The organism is Pseudomonas sp. OVF7, assembly GCF_030644265.1.
Taxonomy (GTDB): domain Bacteria; phylum Pseudomonadota; class Gammaproteobacteria; order Pseudomonadales; family Pseudomonadaceae; genus Aquipseudomonas; species Aquipseudomonas gorinensis.
The window spans coordinates 3,047,377-3,060,899 of record NZ_CP128996.1 but is presented as its reverse complement, the minus strand read 5'-3'; the positions used below and the strand labels follow the sequence as shown (position 1 = coordinate 3,060,899).

At 60.1% G+C, this 13,523-nt stretch carries 11 protein-coding genes; 2 read left to right on the top strand and 9 right to left on the bottom strand.

Annotated elements, in window-relative coordinates; genetic code table 11:
• Positions 1–8: 8 nt before the first annotated feature.
• A complete protein-coding gene (gene codA, locus QU606_RS14120; RefSeq protein WP_024074458.1) occupies positions 9–1,244 on the top strand; it encodes a cytosine deaminase in 1,236 nt (411 codons plus the stop codon).
• An 8-nt stretch (positions 1,245–1,252) separates the two neighbouring features.
• On the opposite strand, the gene QU606_RS14115 is transcribed toward codA, so the two are convergent.
• From QU606_RS14115 to QU606_RS14095, 5 genes are all read right to left on the bottom strand, one after another.
• Positions 1,253–3,409: a lipase family protein gene (locus QU606_RS14115; RefSeq protein ID WP_304998478.1), complete on the bottom strand. Its 2,157-nt coding sequence runs from the start codon at positions 3,407–3,409 to the stop codon at positions 1,253–1,255.
• A 14-nt stretch (positions 3,410–3,423) separates the two neighbouring features.
• Entirely contained in the window at positions 3,424–4,203 is a 780-nt protein-coding gene (locus QU606_RS14110; protein WP_304998477.1) for a hypothetical protein, read from the bottom strand.
• Positions 4,196–5,032 (bottom strand): DUF4123 domain-containing protein, encoded by an 837-nt coding sequence (locus QU606_RS14105; protein WP_304998476.1) that lies wholly within the window; start codon positions 5,030–5,032, stop codon positions 4,196–4,198. Before QU606_RS14105 ends, QU606_RS14110 begins: the two co-directional genes overlap by 8 nt.
• Positions 5,032–7,050 carry a type VI secretion system tip protein TssI/VgrG gene (gene tssI / locus QU606_RS14100; RefSeq protein ID WP_304998475.1) on the bottom strand — a complete coding sequence of 673 codons (2,019 nt, stop codon included), beginning with the start codon at positions 7,048–7,050 and terminating at the stop codon, positions 5,032–5,034. Before tssI ends, QU606_RS14105 begins: the two co-directional genes overlap by 1 nt.
• A 294-nt stretch (positions 7,051–7,344) precedes the next feature.
• Positions 7,345–8,337, bottom strand: coding sequence for a diaminopimelate epimerase (locus tag QU606_RS14095; RefSeq protein WP_304998474.1), 993 nt, complete (start codon positions 8,335–8,337; stop codon positions 7,345–7,347).
• Between the two features lie 360 nt (positions 8,338–8,697).
• Between QU606_RS14095 and QU606_RS14090 the strand changes: the two genes are divergently transcribed.
• On the top strand, positions 8,698–9,849 hold the full coding sequence (locus QU606_RS14090) for an MFS transporter (RefSeq protein WP_024074452.1): 1,152 nt from the start codon (positions 8,698–8,700) through the stop codon (positions 9,847–9,849).
• Positions 9,850–9,881: 32 nt separating this feature from the next.
• Here the strand turns inward: QU606_RS14090 and QU606_RS14085 are convergent, their stop codons facing one another.
• The 4 genes from QU606_RS14085 to QU606_RS14070 all read right to left on the bottom strand — a co-directional run bounded on the left by QU606_RS14085 (position 9,882) and on the right by QU606_RS14070 (position 13,491).
• The gene (locus tag QU606_RS14085) at positions 9,882–10,430 is read right to left on the bottom strand and encodes a hypothetical protein (RefSeq protein WP_024074451.1); all 549 of its coding nucleotides are present in this window, start codon (positions 10,428–10,430) and stop codon (positions 9,882–9,884) included.
• Between the two features lies 1 nt (position 10,431).
• A complete protein-coding gene (locus tag QU606_RS14080) occupies positions 10,432–10,794 on the bottom strand; it encodes a hypothetical protein (RefSeq protein WP_024074450.1) in 363 nt (120 codons plus the stop codon).
• Between the two features lie 603 nt (positions 10,795–11,397).
• Complete coding sequence (locus tag QU606_RS14075; protein WP_304998473.1) at positions 11,398–11,949, bottom strand: hypothetical protein; 552 nt, start codon at positions 11,947–11,949, stop codon at positions 11,398–11,400.
• A 1,104-nt stretch (positions 11,950–13,053) separates the two neighbouring features.
• A complete protein-coding gene (locus QU606_RS14070; RefSeq protein WP_304998472.1) occupies positions 13,054–13,491 on the bottom strand; it encodes a tautomerase family protein in 438 nt (145 codons plus the stop codon).
• Positions 13,492–13,523 lie beyond the last annotated feature (32 nt).

Genomic DNA, 13,523 nt, shown 5'->3' with positions numbered 1-13,523 from the left:
ACTTGCCCATGCACATCATCAACGCCCGCCTGCGCCACCGTGAAGGCCTGCATGATCTGCACCTGGAACATGGCCGGATCGCCAGTATCACTGCGCAAACGGGGTCGCCAACTGCAGGGCCCGACGACCTGGACGCTGCCGGTAACCTGGTGACGCCACCGTTCGTCGAACCGCATATTCACCTCGACGCCACCCTGACTGCCGGAGAGCCGCGCTGGAACATGAGCGGCACCCTGTTCGAAGGCATCGAGTGCTGGGGCGAGCGCAAGGCCACCATCACCGAGGAAGACACCCGCACGCGCGCCAAAAAAACCATCCAGGCCCTCGCCGCCCATGGCATCCAGCATGTTCGCACCCATGTCGACGTCACCGACCCGGACCTCACGGCGCTCAAGGCCATGCTGCAAGTGCGCGAAGAAAGCACGCACCTGATCGACCTGCAAATCGTCGCCTTTCCCCAGGAGGGCATCGAGTCCTACCGCAATGGTCGCGAACTGATGGAAGAAGCCATTCGCCTGGGCGCCGACGTGATCGGTGGCATCCCGCACTTCGAATACACCCGTGACCAAGGGGTGAGTTCGGTGAAGTTCCTCATGGACCTGGCCGAACGTACCGGCTGCCTGGTGGACGTGCACTGCGACGAAACCGATGACCCACACTCGCGCTTCCTTGAAGTCCTCGCCGAGGAAGCCCGCAGCCGTGACATGGGTGCCCGCGTCACTGCCAGCCACACCACGGCCATGGGTTCCTATGACAACGCCTACTGCGCCAAACTGTTTCGCCTGCTGGGGCATTCCGGGATCAGCTTCGTCTCCTGCCCCACCGAAAGCATTCACCTGCAAGGCCGCTTCGACAGTTTCCCGAAACGCCGTGGCGTCACCCGCGTCAACGAACTGCTCGAAGCCGGCATGAACGTGTGCTTCGGCCAGGACTCCATCGTCGATCCCTGGTACCCGTTGGGCAACGGCAACATCCTGCGCGTGCTGGAAGCCGGCCTGCACATTTGCCATATGCTCGGCTACCGTAACCTGCAAAGCGCCCTGGACCTGGTCACCGACAACAGCGCCAAAGCCATGGCCCTGGGCGAGCGCTACGGCCTGGAGCCTGGGCGGCCGGCCAACCTGTTGATCCTATCGGCCGACAGCGATTATGAGGTGATTCGCAGCCAGGGCCTGCCGCTGTATTCGATCCGCCATGGCAAGGTGTTGATGAAGCGGCGGCCGGCGCAGGTCGAGTTCCTGTAAAGAGTGGGCTAAACGATCGAGTCGATATCCAGCGAGTGCACCCTCCCCCGGTCGCCATGAACGGGGGACGGGACACTCGCTACCGGCGAACGCTCACGGTTTTCCCGGTGGCTGAACCAACGCTTGAGACTCGGTTGCAGGCTGGCGGAGTGACTATGACTGCCATACACGTCACGGACCTCGAGACGGCGCCAGCGCAGGCTGTGCAGCCGCTCGCGGCTGGTGTTCAAGCGGTCGATTTCGGCATTGAGAGCCTGATTGTGCTCATGGGCCTGGCCACGCTGGTTCGGCGGACGCCGCTGCTCAAGCTCGCGGTTCTTGTCGCGCAATTGTTGGCGCATGGTCTCCAGCGCATGGTCGAGCAACGCGTATTCCCTCGGGGTGACCAAAGGCCCCTGGCTTTCCAGGGTGTGCTGCCAGCGGCGCAGCGTGGCCCAGGCGGCGGGGATGTAGCTGGCGGTCATGAAATGCTGGTCGGCCTGGAACAGCTGTTTGAGCAAGTTGTCACGGTCGGGCATATCGCCGTGCAGTTGCAACACACGATTGCAGGCGGCCTCCTGGATGGACTCACAACCGGGTTTCCACAACACCGACGCCTGCGTGCCATCCTCCAATGTGATCGGCATGAAGTGCTGCTGTTCGCCATGATGTTGGTAGGGATTGCCACCAACCCGCACCAGGCCAGCGGCGAACAACAGGCCCCCGGGCGTAGGGGCACTGAATAACGTCACGGCGCCGGGGATCCAGAGTTTGGCGGTAGTGTTCATCCAGGGCGCGGGAACACTGGGGACGGGATCGTTATGGTTGACGATCCGGTGGTGGACCAGGGCTGAGGCACCGTCGGTGAATTTGGAATCGGCGGCGCGGGGGGCGCCGTAGGTGTAGAGGAGGACATCGTAGTTGACCTCCGGCACACGGCGTAGTCCTTCCGAAAGCAGCAACGCGATAGCGCCGCCCAGGCTGTGACCACATATAACGATTCGTTGTCCTTCGTAAAACTGGTCGAGATAGCGCAATACAAAATCACGCATTGCCCGGTAAGCCAGATAAAACCCCTCGTGCACCTTGCCTACACCGTCGGCGAAAACAACCTGATGGGCGTTGGCGTCACGTAGTACATCAGTATGACTGTAGGTACCTCGCACAGCGATCAAGATCACCTCATCGTGATGCGTGATAAAAGCCTGGGTGTCAGTACCAAACGCCTCATCATCAAAAAAGTGCATGCGTGCCGGGTGTTCCTGATCGTCCTTCAGTTCCGGACGGTTTTGTGGATACAACTCAGGATCAAAGGGCAAGATCTCGAAGCGCTTGGAGTAAGGCACATCCTCATAAACAGGATAAAAACGCTGTGCCTGTTCGGGATCAATTCGCCAGGCTTCTCGGTACCCAGACAACTTGTCGGCAAATAGATTTCCAACAGAGGGATCGAACGGGAACTTGACTTGATCAACTGGCCGTTCAGCAGGGTGTTGACCAAAATCGCAATAACTCAACGCAGACATCAGCGCCAACTGGTAAAGGTTCAAGGCACAAAACCGGTCATCGATGGAAAGCAGCAGACGCAAGGCCCGCAATGGCCGAACCTCCAATACACTATGTTGATTGGGGAAAAGTACGACACCCGACAGTGTCGGCTGAGGCGGACCAAATCCCAGATCAGCCATCATTTTCAGCGCGTGGGGCTGTGGGCGGCAGGCCGTAGGCACCACCGCCGGTAAATGAGCGATATGGCGAACCAAGTCACTCACTTCAACCTGATAAAACCTATCCGCTTGTTGCCGCGCTGGATTGCCATCAATGCGCCGACCATCAGCGTTGGAAAAGTGTGATTGCTCGGCCCGAGTTTGAAGTTCAGTGATAGGCAGCTTGTAGGTCAGGCGCTTGCTCAGCCGAGCGTAAGGTTCTTCTGTTCCAGAATATCGTTCATCTAACAGGAGAATCACCGGACCACAGTAGAAGTCCTGCAGTTTTGCGAATCCCTCACCGTCCAATCTGCCTTCGTATTGGCACCCTGTACTGTCGTAGGCCGTGAATGAAAGGCCGCCGTATGCCTTCCCACTACCCGCTTCATCTACCAGACAAAAACTCACCCAATGTCCTCGCATTGAGCAAGCCAGCATCTTGTCATTGAAAAAAGGTTGCTTCCATGCGTCCAGCTTCATCAATACTCTCCTTGTTACATGCACGTTGGATAGACGTCACAGATGCGCCCCTCCGGCATTTTTATAGGTTTAAAGTCCGTTGTATTGCCGCTGCAATAGGCAGACAAATCTTCGACACTCTTACCTTTGCAACGCCTCCACCCTCCAGGAACACTTATCCATCTATCATCAAAAGCAGGTAACTCTTCTTCAGTAACAGTTAATACGAGCCTAAGTGTCTTGCCTGATAACTGATCTCGTTGCGCAACAGCAGCAGCTGATTTTTTTTGTGGCCGGCCCACCGCATCCAGAGCATTGCATAACAGAATTTTCCTGATCGCGTGGTGAGGCCCCACCGTCCGGAAGTGCCACTGGCATTGCCTCGACAACTCCAGAACATCCGCGTCAAGCTTCATAGGCACGTCAACTTCCCGGCGATCTCGAATGGAGATACCTGCAATATCCCCCCCAACATCCGTATCCCGCTTGCCCCACTTCGCATAAAAATCAAACACCACACTACTCACGGCCAGCGGGCAGCCGTCTACTGTTTCAGTCAGCGGCAGCTCATAACTCACCCGACTGGCCACGGGTTTGTATTCAGTAAAAAACACCTTGCGCTCAGGACGCCTGCCCCGGCGCTGCGGCAACGTGCAAGTCTCACCAGGGGCGGGATGGTAGTTAGCCGCCGTTTTGACTTTGAACTCCGCCGGCATATCCACCTCCAGCGTAAAATGCTCACCTCTCTTCCCCGTACACCCAGGGAGCCACACCAGGGCAACAACTAACAACGCACCGCCTATCCATCTACTCATGGTTGCGCTCCTCCCCACGCCATTGCTCCACCAGCCGTTCAAAATGCTCCCCTGGCGCCTCACCCGCTCGCGGCTGCCAACAGATCACACGGTTGCGAGTCGCCTCCTTCAGCCGTCGAACCACCAGGAATTCCAGCTGCTCCGGCGCGTGCCATTGCCAGGCGCGAGCCTGCTCCAGCACTTGGCTCAGCCACGCCCTGGGGTCTTGAAACTCGACCAGTGCGGCAAGGTCTTCACTGTGTTCGGCCAGCAGGTATCGCAGGATATTGGCGTGCAGGATGGCGTCGGCCTGAGGGTTCGGGGTGTTCAGCCATGGCGCCGGCACAGGCACCGGGTAGTGGCCGGGGGCAGGGTTTTCGCCATGGCGCCAACCTCCTTCGTGCCAGTAGCACACGCTGATCAGTGGCCCGAGGAATTCCGGCCACAGCGCTGTGGGCAGGTAGGCCAGGGCACGGGCCAGGGTGCGATTATCGTGAAGACGGTAGAGCGCCTGCTCCCCTTCGGGCCAGACCATCAGCCGCTCGCGCCAATGCGCTGTCACACCGGTCAAGTCGTCGTCAGGCAGGCTGCCCAGCCACCCCCAGTTGGCTTCGGGGTGTTGCAACAGGTCGACCAATGCGGGCTCGCTCATCGGCCCCAGCAGCAGGAGTACGGGGCCCGTGTTCGCCAGTTCTGCCGCGACGGTCTCGCTGTAGAGACAGCGATAGTGCGACAGGTCGCGGGCCGCCAACATGGGCTGGCGGGCCGCGCTGTAACCATCGAGCATCAGGCATATCCGGCGTCCTGCCTGTTGTTGTCGGGCCATCCAGCGGTTGGGAAGCATCGGCATCAAGCCGCCCTCCCGGTCATGTCGCATTGGCCTTCACGGCAGCGTTCGCACAGGGGGCAGAAGTCCGCGCCCAGTTGCCGCGCCAGGTCCATGATGACGCCTTGCACGGCGGCGACTTTCAGGCTGCCGGTAACAGGCGAGGCATTCGCAGCACGGGTTTCGGACGGTGAGCCGCCAAGGCTGATGGGCCGACTGCTGAAAATCCCTCCTGCCTGCAGCACCAGGTGCTCTCCGCCAGCCTTGAGGCTCAGTTGTGCGCCCGCATCGATCACCAGGTTGGCACCGGCCTTGATATGCACCTGTTGTCCGGCTTCGACCACCAGGGTCTGCTTCACATAGGTCCGGCTCTCGCCCTGTACGTCAAGGTGGTCGTTCGCCTGCAACACCACCTTGCGATCACCGGTGATGTGACGATGCTCCTCGTTATCCAGGCGGACCGTACTTAACCCGTGGATGATCTCGCGTCGCTCCCCGGCCACCTCCAGCCGGCTGTCATGGCCGACCTGTTGTTCCAGGTCACGTTGGGCGCGCAGGTAAATAAGCTCCTCGCCGCACCGGTCTTCCAGATGCAGCTCGTTGCCGCCTGCGCCTCCCGGGGAACTGCAGGTACGCAGCACACTACGGGTCTTGTGCTGCGGTAACGAATAGGCCGGCAGGCGTAGCGCATTGGGCAGGCAGCCGTTGATCAGCGGCTGGTCGGGGTCGCCTTCAAGAAAGGTCACCAGCACCTCCATGCCGACCCGGGGAATCATCATGGCGCCAAACCCGGCACCGGCCCAACCGGTGGCCACGCGCACCCAGGCGCTGCTTTTATCATCCGTCGGGTCCAGGCGATCCCAATGAAAGCGCACCTTGACCCGGCCATAGGCATCGCAATGCACCTCCTCCCCCGCAGGCCCGGTCACCGTAGCGGTCTGGCTGCCCTTGATGGTTGGCTTGGCATGTTTGAGGGGCGGACGATACACCGCGCGCCAGGGCGTCGCGGTGAAGCGGTTGCGATAGCCCTGGAAGGCCCCTGGCGCAAATACCGCCTCTTCAAGTACTTGCGGTTGATAACCTTCGTGACGCACCGAGGTGAGCAACCACAAGTCATTGCAGACCGGGTCCGGATGGTCACGCAGGTCGAGGAAATGACCGCTGCGCAATACGGGTTGATCGCTCTGGCCCGATGCCCGATGACGGTCGCTCTGATGGCGCTCCAGGCCACGACGCGCCAATTGCACACCCCGCGCATGGCCAGTGAAACCAGCGGGATAGTCATAGTCTTCCAGCGGTTGCGCAGACACCGTGCCGGCCTGGTTCTGCAGGCGCAACGCTGGGTGTTCGAAGTCATGATCGCGGCGCACCGTTTGCCGGCTGCGGGTTTCCAGGCGCCTGTCGAAACGCTGGACGCCCCGCGCCTCGGTCGTCGGATCAGGCGAGGCGCAGTAACGCTGCTGTGGCAAGCGTCGAAACACCGTCTGGTCATCCCCGAACACCAGCAGGTGATTGTTCACGCTGTGGCGGAAATGGTAGTGAATCCCCTCCTCTTCACATAGGCGCTGGATGAAGTGCAGGTCGGTTTCCGCGTATTGCACGCAGAATGTGCGCGGCGGATAGACCACCGGGCCGAGCTCAAAGGCATAGGCGTCGGCCAGGATGCCATGGTGCTCGAGGACGGCCATGATGATCTGCGGCACACTGCGCTGCTGGAAGATGCGTTGGTCGCGCCGGTAGGCCAGGCTGGCCAGGCGCGGTGCCAGGGTGAGGTGGTAGCGGGTGAGCCGAACACCCGGATCAGCCCGGCCAATGGCGTAGACCTGCCCATGCAGGCCTTGATCGGCCTCGCCAAAGTCCAGATAGGCAAGTTGGTGAAGCAAACGCTCCAGGTCAAGGGAGGGGTTTTCGCTGACGAGTTGCACCTCAATGAAGTACGGCTGATCGACGGCCTCGCTGCCGTTGAAAGCCAGTACTTGAAAGTCTGTATTTATGCCTGGAACTATTAATTTGAAACGTGACGAAACAAACGCATTAACCATCCGTTGTTACCCGCCATCCACTTTCTGACTGAAATACCCTCTCTCGCAACATCGATCGAGTTGCAGAGAAAAAGCGCCTGAACGCCCGAAAGCTTAGCGTCTCCGGCGGAAATTCGGCCGGTCAGAAATAAAACAGAATATTCGTACGATGAGGATGGAAGTGTCTTTTGCTAAATATTAAATACAGCCACTCAACCAGTGATCAACAATAAGAAAAGTACGACACAGGCTTACATCTAAATAACTAACCGCTAAAGAACTAGCCCACATCAATTAAAGCCGCCAAGGGTTCCCCTACGCTGCGGGGAGTGGTCGCGCCGTCCCAAACAGGCTGACGCCGAGCAAGCGTTCGGCCTGCGTTTGCAAGCGCACTGGCGCCGTGCCGCCCGGCATGACCACGGCCACTTCACCGCCCTCAACCCAACCGGCCCGCCACGCCGCGCATGCCACAGCGCTGGCGCTGGTGCCCGACGACGCCGTAGGTCCCTCGCCCCGTTCGAAGACTCGCGCCAACACCCGGTTGCCGTGATCACGCGCCGCCCATTGCAGGTTAATGCCGGCGGCACAGGGTTGGCCGCTACCGACAGGTGGTGCGAAGGCAACGGCTTGCAGGGCGAGGAACAATGCGGGCTGGTGCATCGACGGGTTGTCCGGCAATGCCGAAACCTGGTCGACCAGTGTGACGCAATGAGGGTTGCCGACCCGCACAAACTGACTGCAGGCCCATTGCGGATTGATTGCCACCAACGTGTCCACCCGGCTGAACCCATGCGCCTCCACCCGCACGGGCTCGACGCCCACCGCCCCCACGGCCAAGGGCCCGAACTCAGGCTGCCCCAAGGCCAGCCAGAACCCATCGACCTGCCCATACCGTGCGGGCTCGACCGACGTAGCCACCGGCGACGCGGCATCCGATTTGTCGTGATGCACCCGCAGTTCACAGCCCTGGGTCATCAACCCCTGGTCGGTCAACGCCTGCGCAAAGATGGTCAAGCCGTTGCCACTGCGCTCGGCGAGGGAGCCATCGGTATTGACGATCAACAGATCGAACGGCGGCTCAGCCTGAAACGGCCCGACCAGCAGCCCATCACAGCGATGGGCCTTGGCGTCGGCCGGACGCGGCAATGAACCCCAACCGCATTCGGAAGCGATGGCCGATGCCGTCCATGCCTCCCGGTTACTCGCCGCGAGGGCGGCGCTATCGGGCACACCCACACCCCGGCTGCGCAAAAAGGCGGGGTTGACTACCCCATAGATATTGCCGCGTGCATCGTAGAACAGGGTCATGCTGCCGCCTGCCTGAGAACTTTCATCAGCTCGTCCATCCAGTTGCCTACTCACCGGGGCAGCAGCGTATTACAGAATGGTCGAGCTGTGGGAGGTGGGCTGGAAGGTGGTCATCCACCACAAGAAAGCTGGGGTTCATCCATTCTCACAGGAATTACACATCTTCCAGGCCACCTCCTACAAACTCGACAGGCTCTGTGTGGCAAATCAGGTCCACAGCGTTCCGTGTTTGTAAAAAAAGAATTCACCGCCTGGGCAGCAAACCTGAAACCAGGGGAACCCTGACTCGCTCGATACGGCTTGATATGCAAGGATGTCGCGCCGGACATCGTTCATTGAACGCAAGACCAAGGATTTTTCATGACTGCCATCCCCACCCCAGCGCCCGTGGTTCCCGGTCGGCTGGAACAAATGTCGACCCGTATCGCTTTTTTTATCGCTGGCTTCGGCATCGCCGCCTGGGCGCCGTTGGTACCGTATGCCAAGGCGCGCGCGCAGTTGAATGAAGGCACGCTTGGCCTGTTGCTGCTGTGCCTGGGGGTGGGTTCGATCATTGCCATGCCCGTGGCGGGCGCGCTGGCCTCGCGCTACGGTTGCCGACGCGTACTGACCGCCGGGACGATCCTGATCTGCCTGGCCCTGCCGATGCTGGCCACCGTCAGTTCGATCCCCTTGTTGATCGCCGGGCTGTTCCTGTTTGGCGCAGGCCTGGGCACGGTGGATTCCACGGTCAACCTGCAAGCGGTGATCGTTGAGCGCGCCAGCGGCAAAACCATGATGTCGGGCTTCCATGGTTTGTTCAGCCTGGGAGGCATCGTCGGCGCTGCGGGCGTTGCCGGGATGCTGGGGCTGGGCTTGTCGCCCTTGCAGGCGACCCTGGTAGTGATCGTCATCATGGCGGCAGCACTGCTCAAGGCCGGGCCACACTTCTTGCCCTATGGCAGTGAAAGCTCGGGGCCGGCCTTTGCGGTGCCGCACGGCGTCGTGCTGTTTATCGGCTGCCTGTGCTTTATCGTGTTTCTGGCCGAAGGGGCCGTGCTCGACTGGAGCGCGGTGTTCCTCAGCGCCGAACGCGGCCTGGACGAAGCCTATGCCGGCCTGGGTTATGCGGCCTTTGCCTTGACCATGACGGCCGGACGCCTGACCGGTGATGCGATCGTGCGGCGTCTGGGCGCCACCCGCGTCATCATGATCGGTGGTGCGCTGGCCACCACGGGCATGTTACTGGCCACCCTGCTCCCTGCGTGGGAAACCGCACTGCTGGGGTACGCCCTGGTGGGCGCCGGCTGCTCGAATATCGTGCCGGTGCTGTATACCGCGGTCGGCAAGCAGACCGTCATGCCTGAACATATCGCCGTGCCAGCCATCACCACCCTCGGCTATGCCGGCATACTCGCAGGCCCGGCGATGATCGGCTTTATCGCCCACGGCAGTAGCCTGAGCACCGCCTTTGTGTTGATCGCGCTGCTGCTGGCGGGTGTGGCCATCAGTGGCAAGATCCTCAAGGTATAAGGCCACTCAAGGCAATAAGCCCGGATCGAGGGCTACCTGGCCTTATGCGCCTTGTACTGTTCAAGCCAGCGTTCAAGACTCTTATTGCTGAGCCAACCCTCATACCGGGGCCAACCAAACAGGCGCGTGTGGTTGGCACGCTCCAGCGAACGCAGTAACCCCGGGCGCTCGATAATATTTTTCGCCATGTACACGCAATGTTCGCTGTACTTCTTCCTGGGCAGGCCAGTGCAAGGCTCCAATATGGGCAGGCCCAGTGAATCAATGGCATCGGGGTCATTCATCACGGTTTTGAGCAGCGCAATTTCCACGTACTCAAGCGCTTCAAAAAAAAACTTGCGATCCTTGGTCGGGTCTTTCAATTGTGTGAAATGACCTTGCAGGGCCTCGACAACCAGGGCATTGCCCTGCCCCTGGAAAGGATCCTGGCTGAAGGCCCCTGGCGTACTGTTGCCCAGCAGCGTTGCAGCAGCCACCCTCAAGCTGTCGCGAGTGATGTACCCCTCGCAATCGATGATTGCGTCGTTAAGAGGCGGACGCTTGAGAATTTCCCTGACCATCAGGATCATGCGGTCCCGCACATTACTCTCCCCTCAACGCTTCAGCAGCGATGCGATGCAAGGACGACTGCGTCAGGCGCCCTTCCTTGAAAAACGAGTGCAATTCACCAAAGTTTTTCTCCAGCTCGCCCGCCAACTGGCTATCGGTGGAGTGAGGACCGGGTGGGACCGTATTCGCGCGCGCAGCCGGTGGATTTTGTAATGCCTGGTAGCGCAACGCCGACAAGGCCCCACGCAACAGCACCGGACGCCGTGGCCGCGCATCCGGTGCGAGACTGGGTTCCTCGCACGGCGTGTGAACAACGGGCGCCGGCAAAACCGGTTGCACCTCTGCCCCTCCCATGGCCGCTGGCCGCCCGAGAGGTATTGCACCATCAATTTTCATGCATTATCTCCAACTTTTTCCAGATCCGAGCTTGTCTGGCGCCCACTGCCAAGGTGGCCGAGATCCGCGGATGGATACCAGTCAAGCCACCGATGTGTGGCTGGGCGATCGCAATAGTTCCGGGGGACGAGCGAATAGCGATGACAGCATGTAAACGCACGCACCACGATGGCCGATCAGTCGCGGTCGTGAGGAGGCGCCGCGCGGTTGTTTTCGGCCTTTTGCCCACTGCACATGGACCTCAGCCCAATCATCACCGAGACCATGACACCACGAAGCGACGCCAGGGGTTGAGCGTCCCTTCCAAGTTCCTGGCCGGGCGCAAGCATGCCTCGGGCAAAATCGTCAGCCACTGGCGCCTGGAACCTGCGCTGACCGGCAAAGTCCTTCATGCGCTGGGTCTCATAAGCATGGAGTATTTGCGCGGGGGCTTTGTCGCAAGTGGGCTCTTGAGCCTCCGCATGGGTTTGATCGCTGGCAGACTGTCGGTATCCAGACTGACCAGCGTTGAACGAAGTCGAAGTCATAGGGCCCCCCAAGGGAATGCGCCACGAGGGGTTCGTGGCGATTCTCCCGCTCAATGAATTACTCTGCGGTGCACGTTTATCCGCGGGACATCTGGCGCAATGTGTCCCAGTGAATCCTGCCCCAGTAATCCCCACCGCCCATGTTTTCCTTCACCTCGGAGCGCTTGAGGACTTCCTGCGCAATCCAGGCCAGGCGTCCATGAACCGGATCGCTCGTCGGCCACGAGGCGAGCCCGTGCAACTTGTCGATGCTGATGAAGCCCGGGTTGGCCGGGTCCTCCAACCCCTCGAAATGCTCGAGCATCTCTTGCGCCAACCGCGAGTCATCCTGGTATTTCAAAGGACTTTGGCTGCTGAGGGTCATCTGAATTTTTTGCCGGTCGATCAGGCCATCCAGCGCGCCGGTGGAGCTGTGTCGATCCAATGCGTTCACCACTTCCGGGCGCCTTAACAGCTCACGCGCCAGGCGGATGTTCTGATCCTGGGCGGGGTTACCGGTCAACGGCTTGTTGGCCATGTCCGAAAGACCCTGCGTGGTGACGAACCACGGCGTTTTCGGATCCTTGAAGGCATCGAAGTTGTTCAACAGCTGGCGCGCCAGATCGTCGTTGCTCTTCTGTGAGTACACAGGGTCGGGCTTGTGGCCGTAGCAAGGATCAGGCTTGCAGGGCGTGGGGCACACCGGCGGCTTGCTGTAGCAAGGGTCGGGCTTGCACGGCGTAGGCCGCTCTGGTGGCTTGCTGTAGCAAGGGTCAGGCTTGCACGGCGTAGGTCGCTCTGGTGGCTTGCTGTAGCAAGGATCGGGCTTGCAGGGGACCGGCTTGGGCGGCTTCGGTGGTTTGCCGTAGCAAGGGTCAGGCTTGCACGGCGTAGGTCGCTCTGGTGGCTTGCTGTAGCAAGGATCGGGCTTGCAGGGGACCGGCTTGGGCGGCTTCGGTGGTTTGCCGTAGCAAGGGTCAGGCTTGCACGGCGTAGGTCGCTCCGGCGGCTTGCTGTAGCAAGGGTCGGGCTTGCAGGGGACCGGCTTGGGCGGTCGCTGCCCACCGCACCAGCCCTTCATTTTTTGCGTGATTTGGCTGAGGGTCCCAGACGCCGGTGTCTGTCGACTTTCACCCTGCGCCCCGCTCCCACCTTCTCGGTGCTGGGCAAGCTCTTTGTTGGCAAACAATTTGCCAGGTTTGTCGCCGCCCGGGTTGAATGCGATACGTGCGCCTTTTTGCCCATCACCCTGGGAGGTGACAGTGTCCTTGACCTTGGTCTCGGCTTTGGAGGACGACGAATTAGGGGGCGAATGAGACACGGATTTATCGAGGGCTGATACCGCCATTTTTTGAATCTCCAGTCCGGCTGTATTACAGGGTTCACCGGCTTCCAATAAGGGAATGCAGGCAACCTCTGTGTGGCGGACATGTCTGATTCAGTTCCTCCAGTCGGCATCAAATCGCCGACTGATCGGTAGGAGATCGGATCAATACGCGAAAAAAAACACAGCGTGGTGCTGCGACTTTTCTCCTTCCTCCCAGAGTCAGAACCCGACACTGGCCCGTACGAAGAAAGTACGTGGCTCGCCCAGTGAATCGCCCCCGCCTCCGTAGATGTTTTCCAGCCTCGAAGTGAGGCACTTTCGAATGCCTCGGGGCTGACGCCGCCCAGGTGACGGTGACGACATTTCAACTGAAGACAGGGGCACGTAAGAAGACATGGAGGTTCAGATGTAAGCTGTCTGGAGGGCCTATAGATGCCCGTATCCGGCTGCACGGGCGAAGTCGGCCAAATGCCAAATATCACCATTCGCCCCCCAGGTTCCGTCAACAACCTCCTGGATCTGTATAGAGCTCAGCAACTGGCGCTGATCCCCCACTGCCTGGCTCGATTGTAGTGCGCCATGCAGTTCACGCACGTAGCGCTGGCGCATCGGCGCATCCAGAACGCCGGCAGGTACCTTGACGACGACCATGCATGGGACAAACCGGGCATGAGGAGCAACGCCCCCACACAGCCATTCATCAGCCTGAACTTCCTCGATGAGCACCCAGCACAACGCACGCTGTTGAGGGGCATCGCCCATATGCTCGTTAACCATTGCCACATCGCTCACGCGTCGAAGCAGCTGTTGGCGCTGTGGCTGATTGAAAGCTCCGGTAGGTACTTTGATCAGAATGTTTGGCATGGCGAAACCTCATTGTTAACTGGAAACGCCAT

Bases quoted from the DNA above. Each gene is read 5' to 3' on its own strand.
- codA (WP_024074458.1), top strand. From the start codon at position 9: ATGCACATCATCAACGCCCGCCTGCGCCACCGTGAAGGCCTGCATGAT.
- QU606_RS14115 (WP_304998478.1), bottom strand. From the start codon at position 3,409: ATGAAGCTGGACGCATGGAAGCAACCTTTTTTCAATGACAAGATGCTG.
- QU606_RS14110 (WP_304998477.1), bottom strand. From the start codon at position 4,203: ATGAGTAGATGGATAGGCGGTGCGTTGTTAGTTGTTGCCCTGGTGTGG.
- QU606_RS14105 (WP_304998476.1), bottom strand. From the start codon at position 5,032: ATGCCGATGCTTCCCAACCGCTGGATGGCCCGACAACAACAGGCAGGA.
- tssI (WP_304998475.1), bottom strand. From the start codon at position 7,050: ATGGTTAATGCGTTTGTTTCGTCACGTTTCAAATTAATAGTTCCAGGC.
- QU606_RS14095 (WP_304998474.1), bottom strand. From the start codon at position 8,337: ATGACCCTGTTCTACGATGCACGCGGCAATATCTATGGGGTAGTCAAC.
- QU606_RS14090 (WP_024074452.1), top strand. From the start codon at position 8,698: ATGACTGCCATCCCCACCCCAGCGCCCGTGGTTCCCGGTCGGCTGGAA.
- QU606_RS14080 (WP_024074450.1), bottom strand. From the start codon at position 10,794: ATGAAAATTGATGGTGCAATACCTCTCGGGCGGCCAGCGGCCATGGGA.
- QU606_RS14070 (WP_304998472.1), bottom strand. From the start codon at position 13,491: ATGCCAAACATTCTGATCAAAGTACCTACCGGAGCTTTCAATCAGCCA.